This window comes from Paenibacillus sp. JT31N17 (assembly GCF_056269255.1).
The window spans coordinates 129,170-145,876 of record NZ_JBWDNP010000003.1 but is presented as its reverse complement, the minus strand read 5'-3'; the positions used below and the strand labels follow the sequence as shown (position 1 = coordinate 145,876).

Annotated in this window: 18 protein-coding genes; 4 read left to right on the top strand and 14 right to left on the bottom strand. The window is 51.0% G+C overall.

Annotation, left to right across the window (positions count from 1 at the left end):
• Positions 1–12: 12 nt before the first annotated feature.
• The 4 genes from bshC to AC0YOB_RS12300 form a co-directional block, all read right to left on the bottom strand.
• Positions 13–1,668 carry a bacillithiol biosynthesis cysteine-adding enzyme BshC gene (bshC, locus tag AC0YOB_RS12315; RefSeq protein ID WP_475793077.1) on the bottom strand — a complete coding sequence of 552 codons (1,656 nt, stop codon included), beginning with the start codon at positions 1,666–1,668 and terminating at the stop codon, positions 13–15.
• A gap of 192 nt (positions 1,669–1,860) precedes the next feature.
• Positions 1,861–2,250: a DUF3397 domain-containing protein gene (locus AC0YOB_RS12310; protein ID WP_475786367.1), complete on the bottom strand. Its 390-nt coding sequence runs from the start codon at positions 2,248–2,250 to the stop codon at positions 1,861–1,863.
• A 27-nt stretch (positions 2,251–2,277) separates the two neighbouring features.
• On the bottom strand, positions 2,278–3,222 hold the full coding sequence (locus AC0YOB_RS12305; RefSeq protein WP_475793076.1) for a ketopantoate reductase family protein: 945 nt from the start codon (positions 3,220–3,222) through the stop codon (positions 2,278–2,280).
• A gap of 117 nt (positions 3,223–3,339) precedes the next feature.
• Positions 3,340–3,987, bottom strand: a complete 648-nt coding sequence (locus AC0YOB_RS12300; protein WP_210037666.1) for an RsfA family transcriptional regulator — start codon at positions 3,985–3,987, stop codon at positions 3,340–3,342.
• A 270-nt stretch (positions 3,988–4,257) separates the two neighbouring features.
• On the opposite strand from AC0YOB_RS12300, the gene AC0YOB_RS12295 reads away from it, so the two are divergent.
• On the top strand, positions 4,258–4,494 hold the full coding sequence (locus tag AC0YOB_RS12295) for a DUF2626 domain-containing protein (protein ID WP_210037667.1): 237 nt from the start codon (positions 4,258–4,260) through the stop codon (positions 4,492–4,494).
• Positions 4,495–4,581: 87 nt separating this feature from the next.
• On the opposite strand, the gene AC0YOB_RS12290 is transcribed toward AC0YOB_RS12295, so the two are convergent.
• The gene (locus tag AC0YOB_RS12290; RefSeq protein ID WP_475793075.1) at positions 4,582–5,766 is read right to left on the bottom strand and encodes a class I SAM-dependent methyltransferase; all 1,185 of its coding nucleotides are present in this window, start codon (positions 5,764–5,766) and stop codon (positions 4,582–4,584) included.
• A 134-nt stretch (positions 5,767–5,900) separates the two neighbouring features.
• Here AC0YOB_RS12290 and AC0YOB_RS12285 point away from each other — a divergent pair, with 134 nt between their 5' ends.
• Complete coding sequence (locus AC0YOB_RS12285; protein ID WP_475793074.1) at positions 5,901–6,989, top strand: coiled-coil domain-containing protein; 1,089 nt, start codon at positions 5,901–5,903, stop codon at positions 6,987–6,989.
• Between the two features lie 35 nt (positions 6,990–7,024).
• Here the strand turns inward: AC0YOB_RS12285 and AC0YOB_RS12280 are convergent, their stop codons facing one another.
• Positions 7,025–8,302, bottom strand: coding sequence for a sugar ABC transporter substrate-binding protein (locus tag AC0YOB_RS12280; protein WP_475793073.1), 1,278 nt, complete (start codon positions 8,300–8,302; stop codon positions 7,025–7,027).
• Between the two features lie 127 nt (positions 8,303–8,429).
• Here AC0YOB_RS12280 and AC0YOB_RS12275 point away from each other — a divergent pair, with 127 nt between their 5' ends.
• Entirely contained in the window at positions 8,430–8,921 is a 492-nt protein-coding gene (locus AC0YOB_RS12275) for a hypothetical protein (protein ID WP_475793072.1), read from the top strand.
• Between the two features lie 45 nt (positions 8,922–8,966).
• Here the strand turns inward: AC0YOB_RS12275 and AC0YOB_RS12270 are convergent, their stop codons facing one another.
• Positions 8,967–10,298 carry a PhoH family protein gene (locus AC0YOB_RS12270; RefSeq protein ID WP_210037672.1) on the bottom strand — a complete coding sequence of 444 codons (1,332 nt, stop codon included), beginning with the start codon at positions 10,296–10,298 and terminating at the stop codon, positions 8,967–8,969.
• 116 nt (positions 10,299–10,414) lie between these two features.
• Between AC0YOB_RS12270 and AC0YOB_RS12265 the strand changes: the two genes are divergently transcribed.
• Positions 10,415–10,960, top strand: a complete 546-nt coding sequence (locus tag AC0YOB_RS12265) for a YhcN/YlaJ family sporulation lipoprotein (RefSeq protein WP_475793071.1) — start codon at positions 10,415–10,417, stop codon at positions 10,958–10,960.
• Positions 10,961–11,024: 64 nt separating this feature from the next.
• On the opposite strand, the gene AC0YOB_RS12260 is transcribed toward AC0YOB_RS12265, so the two are convergent.
• The 7 genes from AC0YOB_RS12260 to AC0YOB_RS12230 form a co-directional block, all read right to left on the bottom strand.
• Positions 11,025–11,477, bottom strand: coding sequence for a pyridoxamine 5'-phosphate oxidase family protein (locus AC0YOB_RS12260; protein WP_475793070.1), 453 nt, complete (start codon positions 11,475–11,477; stop codon positions 11,025–11,027).
• 82 nt (positions 11,478–11,559) lie between these two features.
• Positions 11,560–12,615 (bottom strand): LCP family protein, encoded by a 1,056-nt coding sequence (locus AC0YOB_RS12255; protein WP_475793069.1) that lies wholly within the window; start codon positions 12,613–12,615, stop codon positions 11,560–11,562.
• Between the two features lie 15 nt (positions 12,616–12,630).
• Positions 12,631–12,903: a hypothetical protein gene (locus tag AC0YOB_RS12250; protein ID WP_475793068.1), complete on the bottom strand. Its 273-nt coding sequence runs from the start codon at positions 12,901–12,903 to the stop codon at positions 12,631–12,633.
• Between the two features lie 48 nt (positions 12,904–12,951).
• Positions 12,952–13,266, bottom strand: coding sequence for a YlaH-like family protein (locus AC0YOB_RS12245; protein ID WP_475793067.1), 315 nt, complete (start codon positions 13,264–13,266; stop codon positions 12,952–12,954).
• Between the two features lie 118 nt (positions 13,267–13,384).
• Positions 13,385–15,226 (bottom strand): translational GTPase TypA, encoded by a 1,842-nt coding sequence (typA, locus tag AC0YOB_RS12240; RefSeq protein ID WP_210037678.1) that lies wholly within the window; start codon positions 15,224–15,226, stop codon positions 13,385–13,387.
• Positions 15,227–15,295: 69 nt separating this feature from the next.
• A complete protein-coding gene (locus AC0YOB_RS12235) occupies positions 15,296–15,778 on the bottom strand; it encodes a hypothetical protein (RefSeq protein WP_475768149.1) in 483 nt (160 codons plus the stop codon).
• Positions 15,779–15,886: 108 nt separating this feature from the next.
• Entirely contained in the window at positions 15,887–16,546 is a 660-nt protein-coding gene (locus AC0YOB_RS12230) for a TerC family protein (RefSeq protein ID WP_475793066.1), read from the bottom strand.
• Positions 16,547–16,707: the final 161 nt, after the last annotated feature.

The following is a 16,707-nucleotide window of genomic DNA, read 5'->3' as shown; positions in this document are numbered from 1 at the left end:
CCAGCTCCCTCTCTATATATAAATCATGCGGTGTCCGCCACAGCGGTCAAGCGGCAGTTCAAGCAGACGGTCCAGCCAGCTTCGGCCGTACAGGTTCCAATATACCGAGATATTCACGACCCGTTCCTGCGGCTGTCCGGCAGGCCAAAGGGCAGTGGCAATCCGGTCCAATTGTCTGGTCACGGTTTCAAACCGCCTGGCATGCGCCTCTTTAGTCCGTTTCTCCAAATATTCGATCTGCTCTGTAATACGCCGCTTGTTGACTTCACCCAATAAGGACAGCCCTGTTTCAATGGAACCAATTGTGTCCAATAAGGGATCGTACATCTCGGCAAAGTAACGCTTGGCTTCTGCAAAACGGCCATCGATGTCGACATCATCCTGCTCTTTCAGCCAAGTTTCCTTTCTCTCCGGGAAGCGGAAAGCCACATCATCAAAGGTTAAATCATATTTTATCATATGCTTCGCTATTGTTCCCTCAACCAGGGTAAACGACATACGGGGCATAATAATCGGCATTTGCATGTCAAGCATGCGGAATGCGGGGGCTGTCAGCGCCCAATATGCGATTTCCCCTGCGCCAAGCACAGTTGCCAGCACCGGCAGCACATAATCCTGCATGACCGGGCGCGTCAATACATTATTGCTGAGCCTGCTCGGCGCATTAACCGCAATGCTCATCAGCTCCTCGCGCGAGCACGAGAATGTACCTTTCCGGTTCTCGAATCTTCCCTCGCGCTTGTACAAAAGAGTCCGTTCCGGAATGCCGGCGCCGTTCTCATCCTGCGGATCAAGGAAGAGGAACAGGTTGGCGCTTCCTTCCTGCGCATCGGCCTGCGGTTCAAATCCCAGCCCGCGAACCACTTCGGCTCCCGTTAAATAAGCCTGCTCCAGCTCATCATTGCGCTCGATGATCATCTGGAACATCGGAGCCTCCAGCTCCCGAAGCGCCGGATCATCCGAATCAAGCAGCACCAGACCCTGATCCCCGAACAACCAGCCCATTGTCAATGCGAACAAATCGGACATGGTCCGGGATTGTTCGGCAAATCCGGTTAGACATGCTATAAGATCCGGCTTGAAGCCGGTATCCGGCAAGGAGCTTTTCAACTGCTCAACAGCCTCAAGAAAAGCCTCCCGGGTCAGCTCCGTACGGCTGACGGAAGTTCGTGAGCCCAAGGGGCGGTCGATGGCGATTTTATTAATTCCAGCGTCGCCATGAATAATGGCATGATTGGCTTCATCCCAATCGTGATCCTCGCCAGCAATCCAGAAGACAGGAATTACGGTTTCTCCGGTTAGAAGGGAAGCTTCCCTGGCAGCTGCAATTATGGTGACAGCCTTATGTATCACCAGAAGCGGTCCGGTCCATAATCCGGCCTGCTGTCCCCCTACAACTACCGGCGCACCATTTGCAATGGCCTGAATATTGCTGATAACGGAACGATGTCCGTTTACTCTTGTATTATAGCGCTCCAGCATAGCCGCCAAACGATCGGCCGGGATGCGTCTTGACGTGTGTTCCTTCAACTGGCGGAGCCTATCCGTCCATGCTCTGTCATCTGCGGGGTGACTGCCAAATATACCCTCCACTTTCGGATTTGTCCGTTTCACATATTGTTCGGTTAACGGCTGACCGAAAGGCAGCTGTACCGATTCGATCTCCATGTACAGTCTCAACCTTCCCTCTATTTCATCATCGTGAATTATGAAGTTGTATTGTTCTTTCTAAGCTGCTATAAAAAAGAAAGCATTTTCCCTCATTGTACACAACGTAAAGCTGACCGTCAAAAAGAAAATCGCCTCCTCTGACGAGGAAGACGATGGAGCTTTTTATGTATAGACATCGATAGCGGTCATTTATGCGGCGAAAAGGCTTTTGCCCATGCCAATACACATCAGCAAAACATATAAAATAGCCATCAAAAAAAAACCAAGCCGCCAGACGGCTCTGCCGATCCGCCGGACATCAAGGACGCCCTTCGATTGATACTGCACATTTCCGAGCAGACCTCCGCCAAGCAGCAGCATCAATAAAATCCCGTATAAGCCAAAGTTGCTGTGAAAGATCCGATTGAACAAAACAGCCACGCAGCCGATCAACAGGGCTGTGGTTATATCCATCGCCAACCGGAAAGCCCGTTTGCGGTCGCCGCTGATAGCCGCGTATCCGAAATAAATCAGAATAAAAGGAACGATCGGAATCACGGCCAGCGAGGCATAGACATTTTTGATACTTTCCCAAAGCAATTGTATAACGGCCGACTCCTCTCGCCATTAGCTCTTGGATAACGATTTAACTGCGTTCGTTACAGCATCATTTAATGGAGAAAGCAGGCCATGCCGCTTGGCAAGCGAGGAAATTCCTCCGTTGATCCAGTCGATTTCCGTTAATCGACCCGCTTTTACATCACCCAGCATGGATGATTCGTTGTTTGCGGTTTGCCTGCAAACCTGCAGCAGCCGTCCCCAGGAATCTCCAGCTGCCGTCATGCCTGCAGCAAGCAGGATTTTCTCGCTCTCCGCATGCAGGTCCGCCATTTCTTGTCTTAATCCCGGGTCCTCTGCCAATATTCCGTTAGGGATGCCATGTATGGCTGTAAGCGGATTAATAACCGCATTGATTAACAATTTCTGATAAATCCGATTACCCATGTCATTCGACAGTTCCGCCTCAATTCCTGCCGCATGCAGCGTTTCAAGCAACATTTTTTGCGTTTTGTCCGCATCTTCCGCGGCTTTTGGCCATTTGCCAAAGGTAAAGACGCCGTGTCCGGTGTAACGAACCCGGGTATCCTCTGTACGCAAGGCGCCTTCTGTCGTAACGGCGGCATAGAGCGGATTGTCCGGAAAATGCGACTGCAGTCTTTCCATATGTCCAATGCCATTCTGCAAAGCTAGCAGGGATGCCCCCCTTGCCAATAAACCAGACAGCCTGAGTTTGTCCATAAACGCGTCGGTAAGATGCGATTGCTTGACGGTCAGCCAAATCCAGTCGTCCGCCCCAGGCTGCATGCCGGCCCCTGCCTTGTCAAGCTCGGTGGCCATGACAGGATATCGTCTGCTCTGCAGGCCGGCCTCTTCGAGGCAAATACCGCCGTCACGTAGTGACGCGGCTTGCTTTTCCCCGCGTGCCGCGAGCATAACCTCAGCGCCCGATCCGGCGAGCCTCGCTGCGTACATCAGTCCAAGCGATCCGGCTCCAACGATTATGATTTGCATGCTCATCATCCTTCGTCACATCTTAGTAGTATCTGTATCGTAGCATGCGAACAGCAAAAAATCCCGCCATTCCTGCTCGGATGGGCGAGATTTCTTCATTTGCAGGTATTTAATTTGTTACTCAATACGCTCAAGATTACCGTTTGCATCCATTTTGAACCGCGGTTTTGATTCGTCTTCCTCCGTCAACACCGTGAGCCTGCGCGCCCGATCCATAATCTGGATCAGCGTTTTGTAGTCATCGTTGACGGTACGGTAATCCGTTTGCGCGCTGTTCACTTCAAGCGAAAGCTTCTGATTCTGCTCACGAAGCGTGTACAGCTCTTCATCCTTGTCACGGACATCCCGTTCAAGCGTTTTGATCTGTCTTGTGAGCTCTTGATAAGTCCCTTTCCATTGACGAAGGAAACGAATAACCATATCGATGGATAACGACTCTTCCGTCAGCGGTTCACTTTTGTACGTGCGCTCTTCCCCATCGATAACGGCAATCGAAGAAACATGAGGAGCCGCCACAAAAGTTTGTTTTTTCATATAGTTCCGTTTTTGACGCTGCTGTTTCGCGATTTGTATAGCTTCTTCATAACGCTTGCGGACACAACTGTTCCATCGAAATCCACATGCGGCGGAAGTTCGGGCGATCCGTTCACCCACTTCTTCGAAAGCGGCCAGTTGTGTGCTGCCTTCGCGAATGTGACGCAGGGTTACCTCGGCGAGGATGAGATCGTCATCCGGGCTCCACGCATCTTGTCTGACTGCTGTCATGCAACGAAAACCTCCTAACATTAGGCGCTTACTTTATCTCTATGCGCTTGGTAGAGTTCATAGAATCTATCGGATACTAAATTGTATATCCATTTTTTCGAAAGCTCATACATGTTTTTCTCCGATTTGTCACAAACTAAATTACATGCATCACCAAAAGGCCGTAAAGTTTGCCAATTCGTCACCGGTCACTGGTTTACAGCGGTTTCCCAAAACGATATAATGGGCAATAGAAATCGGGTCTTGTACTTGCGAGAGGGGGATGAAATCATGGCACGTATGTTTCGGGTGCTCGGCTTTTGGACGTTGGTCATTGCGCTGATGGCGTTTGCCGGGGATATGAACGAGATGGCGTTGTTGTTCTTTATCCAAACGGTCGTGTTTGTCCTGTTAGGCTATCTGAACTTTTCTGAAAAAACCTACCTGCTGATGTTCTGGGGTTATATGTTTATCTCATTCGTCGGCTTTACGTATTGGACCGTATTCGTAATGGGCAACCCTTTCTAATACATCCTTTCGTGACAACAAATAAGCAAAAGGCTGCTGAACGAAGAAATCCCTCTTCGTTCAGCAGCCTTTTTTCCGTTCCTGCCGTTATTCCTTGCGCAGCACCAGTACCTTGAATGTCTCACTCATCCCATTTCCCAAAAGAAGCTGCGCAATGGCCCGATTGCGCCTGGCTTCATCGCCAAACGGATTTCGCCCGTCATGCGCCATGAGGTCGTCAAGCACACCCTGATCCACCAAAAAGCGCTTTTGTGTATCGTAATAACTGATTTTCCAGCCAGAGGCTTTGGCCGCCCGCATACAAGCGGTAAAATTCACATGGGAGGTTATATCCTGCTCGCCGATGGAGACAAACGGGTCCTCATGCGCGATATGATCCTTATAGCATTGCAGCGTTCCGTTCATTCGATGCGGCGCATGCAGCTCTTTCGCCTCATGTCCGTAATCAATCAGAATCATCGCTCCCTGCCGGATGATCCCGGCCATCGCAGCGATCCACCGTTCCGCAGCAAGATTGACCTCCGCTTCCTGTCCCTCCTGCAGCTCCACCCCGTCGAGACTCAGAGACTTCTCGATGTCAAGGTCGGTCAGCGGCATACAGGCGTATTGAAAAGCTGCCTCCTGCAGCCCGGAAGAGATGCTGCCTCCACCGGTGCTGGCGACGCCGAGCTCCCATAAGCGGCCATCCAGCTTGACAACCCGATGAACGGGGAAGGCATCGAGCAGCTCGTTGGCGACAACCATGAGCGGCCTGGAGCGCCAATCGGCGACCTCTGCCTCTGCCGGGGACATAAACCGCATACTGCCAAGCCCCTCGCAGTCCGGCTCCAGCAGGCTTTGCGCAGCGGCCAGATGTACCGGGTTGGCATCAACGACCGTGTAGTGCATCATTCCAAGCGGCATATGTCCGGTCCGTTTCCAGGCAGCCAGCATCTGCCGGGACAATCTGCCTGTTCCCGCTCCCCACTCGGCCGCATTGGTTTCTTTCCCGAAGGATTCCGCAAGCCCGGCAATAAATTCCGCCAGCTTGTCGCCCATCACGGATCCCAGATGCGAGCTTGTGTAGAAGTCTCCCGTTTTGCCAACACGCACCTCGCCCGAACGATAGTATCCGCCCATCTCATCATATAAACACATATCCATATAGTCATAAAAAGACAGGCAGCGAAGCGTAGGTTCTCCACCTCTATGTTGGTTGTACAGCCATCCTTGCGTGCCATTCCGTTCAATCCGCTCAGCAATCCGGACTCTCAACGGCTCTGATTCATTCACTTACGCCTACCTCCATGTCAAGGACAAATTAGCCTTATCAAGATATAATAGAAAATTATACCGCATATATTAGTTCATGATAAAATCCTGATTTTGTACGGCCGCTTGAAAATCATAAAGGGGGAGCTTTATTCTTGAGAGCAACGAAACGCCGTGGGCTTCTGGCTTTCGCCGCCAGCGCCCTCGCCATTTGGCTGACGGTTTACCCTGTTCTCGCCCAGTCGCCGGAGGATGAAGAAGTAAGACGCATTATGGAGAAGAGCCTCTCCGTCGTGGAATTGGACAAGGAGATCACCCGGATAGCCGAGCAGCAGCAAGGGATTGCTGGCCAGCTTGATCAATCCCGTTCCTCGCTTCAGACACAGGAGCTGATCATGGATAAACAGAGAGAGGAAGCCGGAGCTGTCCTGCGAGCCTATTATACCGGCGAACGCGATATTCTGATGACTGCGCTGCTGAAATCGGGAAATCTTGCGGATTTACTGACAATGCTGGACTATTTCAACTTTATTTTCTCTCATGACAAGGTGACATTGAACGAATATAAGCAGCAGTACAATGCCATCCAGAAGGGCATTCAGCAGTTGGACCGCGAATCCGAGCAGCTTGCTGAAGTGGAAGTCCGCTTGAAGGAACAGCGCGACCGTGTCTCCGCTCTCTCCAAAGATATTGACAGCAGCCTGAGCGGCCGGTCCGACGAAGAAAAGCTGCGGCAGATGATATCGGAGCTGACTGATTTCTGGCAGAACGTTGGCCTGCTTGAAGTCAGGAAATATTTCAGCGCATTGTCCAAAGCGATGAAAAATATGCCGGACTGGGTACAGAGCAATAAGGATTTACTGGAGATCGACGGCTTCAACTATACGCTCTCGATACCGGAGGATAAGCTGAACACTTTTTTGCGGGAGCAAAATGAAATGTTCAATAATTTTGCATTTGCCTTCACTAACGACGCCGTTACCGTAACCGGCAAACGCGACGGACTTGAGGTTAAGCTCACAGGGCGCTATACGGTGGAGGAAACGGATGAAGGAACGGCCATCTTGTTCCATGTAAACGAACTGGTATTCAACGGACTTGTTCTTCCGGATACAACCAGACAATCGCTGGAGAAAGAATTCGATCTGGGCTTCTATCCTCAGCGGATTGTTTCTTTCCTTAAGGCCAAATCCGTATCGGTCGAAGATGGGAAGCTGACCGTCAAGCTGGCTGTCAATCTGTAAAAGAAGCGGCGCATTTTGCGCCGCTTCTTTATATCTTAAGATCCATTCCAGTCCTCAATCATTTTATCCATGTCCAGCGCTTCATAAGGCTGCTGGTCGTCCGTCTCCCAGAGACTTGTCCAGCGCTCCCAACGCTCGGACCATGAAGGATCCGGGATGAAGACCTTGCTTTTGAATAAGCTGAGCACCCAATAAGGCGGTTTCTTCGCCATGCTGTCAGATTCAAATTCGACTGCATAAGCCGATTTTCTTGCCGGCAGCCTGCCGAACGTTTCATAGCGGTCAAGCTGCGAGCCTTTTATCACCATTTCATTGATCCACAAACGCGCCTGATCCGGCCACAGCGACTGCGCGGATAAAACAAAGCTTCTGCCGCCGATCCAGCTCAGCGGACTTCGCTGCGGACCAGCGCTTACAGATCCATTATTGGACAACATCATGTTCCTGTATTCCGACCAGGGCATAACAGCCGAGAGCAGTTCGCCGGCTTTCAATTTGTCGGCAACGATATTCTTGCCTGATTCGGCCTCCTGTTCCGTCTGCGGCCTGCTGAAAGGGCCGAGAAACCGGAGCTGCTCCTTCATCTCTGCGTTCACTGGATGAAGATTGGCTGCATCCTCCGCATTTGAACCAAACATACCAAGCCATGCCAGCATCTGCCGGGGATCAGACATCGCAAGACTAACCGGTTCCACCTTAGGTGACGCGGCTTGCAGAGCATTATATCCCTTCACGAACGACTCCCAATTCTCAGGAGGCTCATTCATACCCGCTTGCTTCAACAGCTCAGTTTGCCACACGATCAGCATAGGGTTGATATCCAGCGCGACTCCCCACATGGAGCCGTTCCATTTCAATGTATCTGTTAACGCTTCCAATTGATCAGCCAGGGAATCTCCCGTATAAATATCATCGGCAGGCAGCAGATAGCCCTGAACCGCAAACTCGCGAACGCGATTGTTGTCCAGCAGCATGATATCGAAGGGCTCTCCGCCATGGGCCGCTTCCTTCCACTTGGCATATGCATCAGGTCCGGGAAAATTCGTCAAGTCGACCCTGATTTGCGGGAACCTGCTTTCGAAGCTCTCTTCGCTCTTCTGCCAATACTGAAACTCCGTCTCACTCATGGAGACGGCTATGCGAACGGTCGCCACATCCTCGCTACCATTGTCAACCGTTAACGGCTGCTCCTCCGAAGGCAATCCTCCGGAAATCGTGTTTGGCGAGCCGGGTTTGCCAATCATCGGAACAAGCAGCGCTGCGCATATCGTGCATATGCCCAGCAGCAGTACAACCAGTTTCCTGCGAGACACCTTTTCCCTCCCTCAGTCACCTTTGACTTCAAGTCAGACCAAACCGTATACTTACCTATAGTTTAGCAATAAAGCGGCTTGTTGTCGCCTATAGATTGTCACAATGCTGGAAGGAGATTTACATTTGATGAATGTCATCCATAGCGTAGAGCTTCATCTGCCCGGGGATAAGCTGCCTGGTTATTACGCGCAGATCGTGAAGGGCATTGCCAATACAGTCACTCTGCTTGACCGCGACAAAACCCTGTTATTCGTAACCAGCGAGGCAGAAGCGGCGGAGATTGAGAATTTTGTCCAGCATTACCGCGTGGAAACGGACAGGGGAATTTGGTTGGCGCTTGAAGAAAGCTGGGAAGTGAATGAGCGGAAATTCGAAGATTACGGGATCCGGACCCGCTCCGGCAGCCGGTATCTGGATTTGCATCTTGCGGCGGTTATGGATCTGTCCTCCGGCGGCGGCGACCCGGAGCTTGCGCAAGCTCTTGAGCAGTGCGAAGAACACAGCGCCGCGAAGCAGCATAAAGAAGGCCGACAGCTGCTGGCTGTCGACCGTGAACAAATCGAGCTTATTGAGGGCATTGCCCGCGCTTACCGCTGCAGGGCAGATCTTCTGCTGTAAGAGTCCCTCGTCACATCCTGCCGCTCTGCCGGCTCTGCAGAGGCCTTACAGCAAATCGGCGGCCAATTGGGCCAGCCTTGACCGTTCGCCTTTCTCAAGCGTCATGTGGCCGCTTATGTTCTCCTGCTTGAATGTCTCCACAATATGGGTCAGCCCGTTGCTGATGGAATCCAGATAGGGATGGTCAATCTGCTCGGGATCCCCCATAAGGACGATCTTACTGCCCTCACCGACACGGGAGACAATGGTCTTGACCTCATGCCTGGTCAAATTCTGGGCCTCGTCGATAATAATGAACTGTCCCGGAATGGAACGGCCGCGGATATAGGTGAGCGCCTCAACCTGGATACTGCCCAGCCCCATCAAAATTTTGTCGATATCGCCGGATTTTTTGGTATCGAACAGAAACTCCAGATTATCATAGATCGGCTGCATCCACGGACGCAGCTTCTCCTCTTTTTCACCCGGCAAATAGCCGATATCCTTTCCCATCGGAACAACAGGTCTTGCGATCAGGAGCTTTTTGTACTTATGCTCATCCTCCACCTTCATCAGCCCTGCTGCCAAGGCCAGCAGCGTCTTGCCTGTTCCGGCTTTTCCCGTCAATGTGACCAGCGGAATATCATCGCATAAAAGCAGTTCCAGCGCCATCCTCTGCTGCGCGTTGCGGGCCGTGATGCCCCACACCGGATCATTGCTCAAATAAAGCGGCTCCAGTCTCGCCCCATCCTGCGTAACCTTGAGCAGCGCAGATTTCGAAGTGCCCATCTCATCTCTTAGAATAACGAATTCATTGGGATGGAGTCTGGTGCCCAGCTGCATATTTTTGATCGTCAGGAAACGGTACGTGTAAAATTCGTCGATGACGCTGGGATGAACGAATATCGTCAAATACCCGGCATACTCCTCCGATGGCGAGACCACCCGGTCGGACAAATAATCCTGTGCGGATAGACCCAGCACATCCGCTTTGATTCTGACCAGCACATCCTTGCTTACAATGACAACCGGTCTTTTTTCCCCTTTGTTTTCTTCCTCCATCTGATAATTCAGGGCCACCGCCAGTATGCGGTTATCGTTAGACATTTCGCCGAACATTTCCTGCACACGGACGAAGCTCCGATGATTCAGCTCTACCTTGAGGAGTCCGCCGTTATCAAGCTTGATTCCCTCATGCAGTCGGCCTTTCTCGCGCATTTGATCCAGAATCCGTGAGATGGAACGCGCGTTACGGCCCAATTCGTCGGCCAGTCTTTTTTTCGAATCTATTTCTTCCAACACCACCGCGGGAATAATCACTTCATTGTCATCAAATGCGAAGAATGCTTGTGGATCATGCAGCAGCACATTAGTGTCGAGCACGAATATTTTTTTCATCGTGAGCCCTCCTGGCGTTGGAATTTCGTAACCAAGGCATACATAGCGCGATACCTGAATGGGGCAAACTATGCTCGAATGAATGAAATGTGAATGATGAAAGGCAGGTGGCGATAATGAGTAAATGGCTGGCATCGGCTATGATTCTTTGCTTGCTCGCAACAGGCTGTGGAACTGTTGCTCGCAATGAGACATCACCCTCTCCACAGAATACTAAAGGTGTGCGTGTGCAGCAGACCACCCCGCACAAAGAGCCCATCAGCAGTCCAAAGCAGGTTGCAGCCCATCTGGAAGCCTTGGCAAACCAAGTTCCGGGTGTAAAAGGTGCGCACTGCGTCGTGTTTAATAATACGGCGGTAGTTGGAATCGATGTGGATGGCAAGCTGGACCGTTCCCGTGTTGGAACGATCAAATATGCGGTTGCGGAAGCTTTACGCAAGGATCCCTACGGCATAGATGCGGCTGTCACGGCAGATATGGATTTAACCCACCGGTTGAACGAAATGGGCACCGATATCAGGCAGGGTCGGCCCCTTCAGGGCTTTGCGGAAGAGATGTCCGATATTATCGGACGCATCGTGCCGCAGATGCCGCGGGACACGCAGCCAAGAAATATGGAGCATGGCAATCCGAACCAATCCAAGCTCCAGAAAAATTTGTAAAAAGAGCTGATCGCAAAAAAAGCGAGACACCAAACAAAGACACAAAAAGCCTAGCAGCTTTACACTAGGCTTTTTTCATGGCGGCAAACACCTGTCGATCCAGTTTATCCGCAGCTCGTTTATCGTAGGTTTTCTCATACTCCGGCATGGCGGACAAGCGCGATCCATAAAACATCGCATCACGGATATGCCCAATTTCAATATCGAAGCAGACCAGCTTGAAAGGAACTTCATCCAGTGAATCCTTGACCAGACGGGCTGTGCCGTATATGGTCTGGATATTCCCGGGCTCAAACACAGTGACGCTCACGTCGGCTTTGGACAGCATATTCACAGCCAGCCGGGAACGCCCGTCAATGGCAAACCGGAGCGTGGATTCATTCACTGGATAAATCCATGAAACTGCGCTGGAGGTCGGAGAGCCGGCTTCCGCATCAATCGTGTGAAGCAGTGCGAATGGTTCGTTTTGCAATTGTTGGAACAATGATTCAGAGAGCGCAGTAACGGTTTCGGTCATCCGCATAACCTCCTTGCTCAAATAGTCAAGATTGCGCCCGATGCGTCCATTATAACATAGCCATGAACGCTCTTACCACCCGTCATTCCGCCGCCAGTTTTGACTTCAGAGCCGCTTTGGCTTCGGCAAGCTTTGCTTCGTCCAGATGGACATACGGGCTTTTCCAGACACCAGTCAGCGGAATAAACTCAATATCGTCGCGGCCCATCCCGAAATAGGTCTTAAGCATGTTCTGCACCTCACCGGAAGGAACATCCATACGCATATTATCGCCTACCGCTTTAATCACGCCTCCGATTTTGGTCACCCCGGAGAACGATTTCAGTTTATCGGCAATCTCGCCCAATACCTGGCTTTCACGTTTGTTGCGGTCAAAGTCGCTGGACATATTCTTGCCGTCATTGGATTTGCGGTAACGGACAAAATCCAGAGCCTGCTTGCCGTTCAGCACCTGGACGCCCTTAGACAAGTCTATGTTCGTGCCATCCGCATTATCCACGTAATGCATATCCATATCCACATCGACCTGAATACCGCCGAGTGCATCGACGACATCGGCAAAGCCCTCGAAGTTGATCGTGGCCGTATAATCGATAGGTATATCAAAAAACTCGCCGAACATTTCGCGCATCCCTTGTTTCGCCTTTTTCTCCGCATCCTTCTGCTCGAGGCCATCTTTCTTGGCACTGGACAGGAATGCCGCATAATAACCATTGGCTTTCCGGACTCTATAACCATCCAGATCGATTTCCGAATCCCGAGGGATGGAAACGACCGTCGATTTCTTCGTGTTTGGATTGAATGTGGCGATCATCATCACGTCCGTGTTCAGACTTCCTGTTTCCTTACGGGTATCGAAGCCCAGCAGCAAAAAGGTGACCGGTTTCACTTTAACGGACTCTGACGCAGGCACTTCCACAGAAGGATCGGCATCCGTTGTAATGCTGCCAAGCGTATCTTTATACAGCCAATAAAGGTAGCCGGCAATCGCTATCAATACGAGCAGGATGACAACCATGATGCGCCGCATCCAATAAACACGCTTTTTTGGTTTTTTGTTGCCTCCGGATCCTTGAGGCCCGTCCGATTTCCTGGAACCTCGCGAAGTCGATCTCGGCGGCATAGAGGACTTACTCATCGCTTCCACCTTCAATCAGTTATATTTCGGGTTTTCCTTGATGTCATTGAGCAGCTGTTCACCCGCTTCACGAGGGATCATCTGGACTTTACTGCGCCCTTCCTTCTCATAGCGGACATGAATCATCGTGTCGTCAACCTTGTCGATAACGATCTGTGTGACATGATGGTCCTCCGTCAGGATTTGCAGAAAAAAATCACGCGTATCCAGAGCGGCGCCATCATCGGGTCTTCCTTCAGCGACGAGCTGAATTTGCAGCCAGTTAAACAGGGCGTCTTCAAACCGCATGATGCTGCCATCTCCTGTTCATCAAATGGATTTTTTGACTGTCGCCGGTTAACGGGTCGGCTTATTGCTCGGATCGGCAGGAGGTTCGGGGCTCGGGCCCTTGCCTTTCCACTTGTCGTAAAGCTGGCGCCCGCGCAGCATCAGCATCATAATCACGGCAACCGACATACATTGAATAATCGGCAGCTTGTCGATTTGAAATACGAACAATACGAATGCGCCGGCAGCCATGACGAGATGAACCAGAATTTCCTTGATAAGGGGCAGCCGCTGTACCCGGAACACCGAATTGAAGATATAGATAACCAAGCACAAGATGATAATATACGTAATAACGGGATGGCTGTGAAACCAGTTTTGCATCCTGCAGCCTCCTCCTTCTTTCTAATTCTACGTTATAGGTTTCTAATGAAAACGGCAGGGTAATCGAACCCGAAGAAGGTCCGCCACCCTGCCATGAAAGAGCTCGTGAAATAATGGGTTATACGCCCGATTGTGCTGTTCTGCGCTGCTTATCGGCACGCTCACGTTCGCTCTTATTCAAAATCTTCTTGCGCAGACGAATGGATTTTGGCGTTACTTCGCAATACTCATCGTCATTCAAATATTCAAGTGCCTGCTCCAGCGAGAACAATACCGGTGTTTTCAAGCGAACCGTATCATCCTTGGAGGCGGTACGAATATTGTTCAGCTGTTTCTCCTTACATATGTTGACGATAATATCGCTGTCGCGATTATGCTCGCCTACGATCATGCCTTCATAGACTTCAGTTCCCGGTTCGAGGAACAGCACTCCGCGGTCTTCGACACCAAACATGCCGTAGAACGTGGATACGCCATTCTCGCTGGCAACCAGAACCCCTTGATGACGTCCGCCAACCGAAGTGCCGACGAATTGGCCGTAATTATCAAAGGCATGGTTCATAATGCCATAGCCGCGGGTCAGCGTCAGGAAGTTCGTCCGGTAACCAATAAGCCCGCGAGCAGGAATGATGAATTCCAGACGTACCTGGCCTGTTCCATTATTAATCATATTGACCATTTCCGCTTTGCGCGCGCCAAGGCTCTCCATGACCGAACCCGTGCTCTCTTCCGGTACATCGATCAACAGGCGCTCGTACGGCTCCATTTTCTTGCCATCGATTTCCTTCACGATAACTTCCGGCTTGGACACCTGCATTTCAAAGCCTTCACGACGCATATTTTCAATCAATATGCCCAAGTGAAGCTCTCCGCGTCCGGATACGACAAAAGCATCCGGGCTGTCCGTTTCATCGACGCGCAGGGCAACATCAGTCTCAAGCTCTTTAAATAGTCTCTCACGGAGTTTACGCGAGGTTACCCATTTTCCTTCACGACCCGCAAACGGGCTGTTGTTGACCAGGAAGGTCATCTGCAGAGTAGGCTCATCGATCTTAAGCACCGGCAAAGCTTCAGGGTTCGCAGGATCTGCGATGGTTTCCCCGATATTGATCTCACGGATGCCGGCAATCGCCACGATATCGCCCGCTCCCGCCTCTTCAACCTCAATGCGCTTCAAGCCCTGGAAGCCGAACAGCTTCTCGATACGCGCCTGCTTCACAACACCTTCGCGGTTAATGACAGCTACGGATTGACCCTGGCGGATCTTGCCGCGGTTCACACGGCCGACTGCGATACGGCCCAAATATTCATTGTAGTCCAGCAGGGTAACGAGAAACTGCAGCGATTCATCCACGCTCTCTGTCGGAGATGGAATATGTTCGATGATCGTTTCGTACAAAGCCTGCATATTCTCATCCTGTTTATCCACATTCAGGCTGGAAGTCCCCATCAATGCGGATGCATAAACAACCGGAAAGTCAAGCTGCTCGTCGCTTGCGCCGAGTTCGATAAACAGATCGAGCACCTCGTCAACCACATCGGAAGGGCTGGCATTGGGACGGTCGATTTTGTTCAATACGACAATCGGCGTCAAATTGCTTTCAAGCGCTTTGCGGAGCACGAATTTCGTCTGCGGCATACAGCCTTCGAACGCGTCGACGACCAGCAGCACGCCGTCAACCATTTTCATAATCCGTTCAACTTCGCCGCCAAAGTCGGCATGTCCCGGCGTATCTACGATATTGATCAAATAATCCTTATAGTTGATCGCCGTATTTTTGGCAAGGATGGTAATTCCGCGTTCCCGTTCCAAATCATTGGAGTCCATGGCCCGTTCCTGTACGGCTTCATTGTCCCGGAACGTGCCGGATTGTTGAAGCAGTTTGTCGACGAGAGTCGTTTTCCCATGGTCAACGTGTGCGATAATCGCGATATTGCGTAAATTTTCTCTGGCTTGCATGTTCAGTATCCACTCCACTTTGTTTAGTTTATCTTTATTATAATCCAACCGTCACTTGCGCACACACACTTACCAGCGGGTCTTTCTCCCGGCTACCAGCCAGGCACCGATCGCAATAAGACCTGCCGCAACAATATACAACCCCCAGCCCCAGAATACCATGATTACGAAAAAAGATGCGGCAATCAACGCAAGAGTTATAGCGAGCGTCAATGGAAATTTGGGATGGGCCATTTCAAACAGATGGAATTCGTACAACCCGACCGCAGCCCCAAAAATAAACAAAGGCCATAAGTACTGCATATTGCTCCACCCGAATGCAATACAAAAGAAAAAAATTAAGGCGCTTATCGACAATATCGCCCCAGGCACAAGCACAAATGTGGGAAGCAATCTGCCGAAAAACAGCACGTGCAGCAATATGCCTGGGATCAGCACGAAAAGCGGCCAGAAGTTCGTCCCGATAAACGCAAACAGGCCAAGCTTCCCGAGCAGAATTACAGCGCCGGCGAATAAAAAAAGAAAACCGACGGTGTATTGATTTTTCGACATGCCCAAAGTTCCTTTCTCTCGACACTTTTTATCATTACTATAGTGTACTGGAACGGACAGCAAAAAACCAGTGCAACAGACTAAAATCCACACAAAAAAAACACTGCTTCATCTTTTCAGACGGAGCAGCGCAATAATTATGACAAAAGGAACACATAAAATCGGCAGCGCCTGCTGCATGGTGGGCATGCTGTGAATCCCCAATCCGGCAAGCCCGGGATCATGTACAAGCATCTCCCCTGCAGCGTAGCCGAGCAATCCGCCTCCCGCATAAACCAGCGGCGGATAGCGCTTCAACAGATTGCCGAGCAGTTGGCTTCCCCAAATAATGATAGGGATACTGAGTCCGATTCCCAGCATAATCATTATAGGCTCGCCTTCGGCAACGGCTGCAATGGCAAGCACATTATCCAGACTCATAATAAAATCGGCGACCACAATGGTACGGATCGCTCCCGCAAGGGAGCCGGGTTTGCGGATTTGATGGGATTGCTCGGCAGGAGACGCCGCATCCATCACCAGCTTGACGGCAATCAGGAAAAGCAGCAAAGCGCCCAATGCCTGGAGATAAGGTATTTGCAGCAGCGTAATGGCCACCAGAGTCAGCAGACACCGCAAGCCTATAGCCGCAGCCGCTCCCCACCATACCGCTTTGCGCCTCTGCTCCGGGGGCAGCTGCTGGCTGGCAAGGGCGATGACGACGGCATTGTCCCCGCTGAGCAGTACATTAATGAAGATGATTTGAACAAAGACCCACAGGCTGTCCATTCCCTGCCACCTCTCACATGCTATCCGTAATACGAGCCTCTTTATGAAACGGTATGTCCCGGCATGGCTTCTTATGTTAGAAAATAATTATGAATCGAACCTAGAGCTTGCACGTATATACTAAAAAATCAGGTAAGGGTTGGAAGGGAGAGGACAAGAGG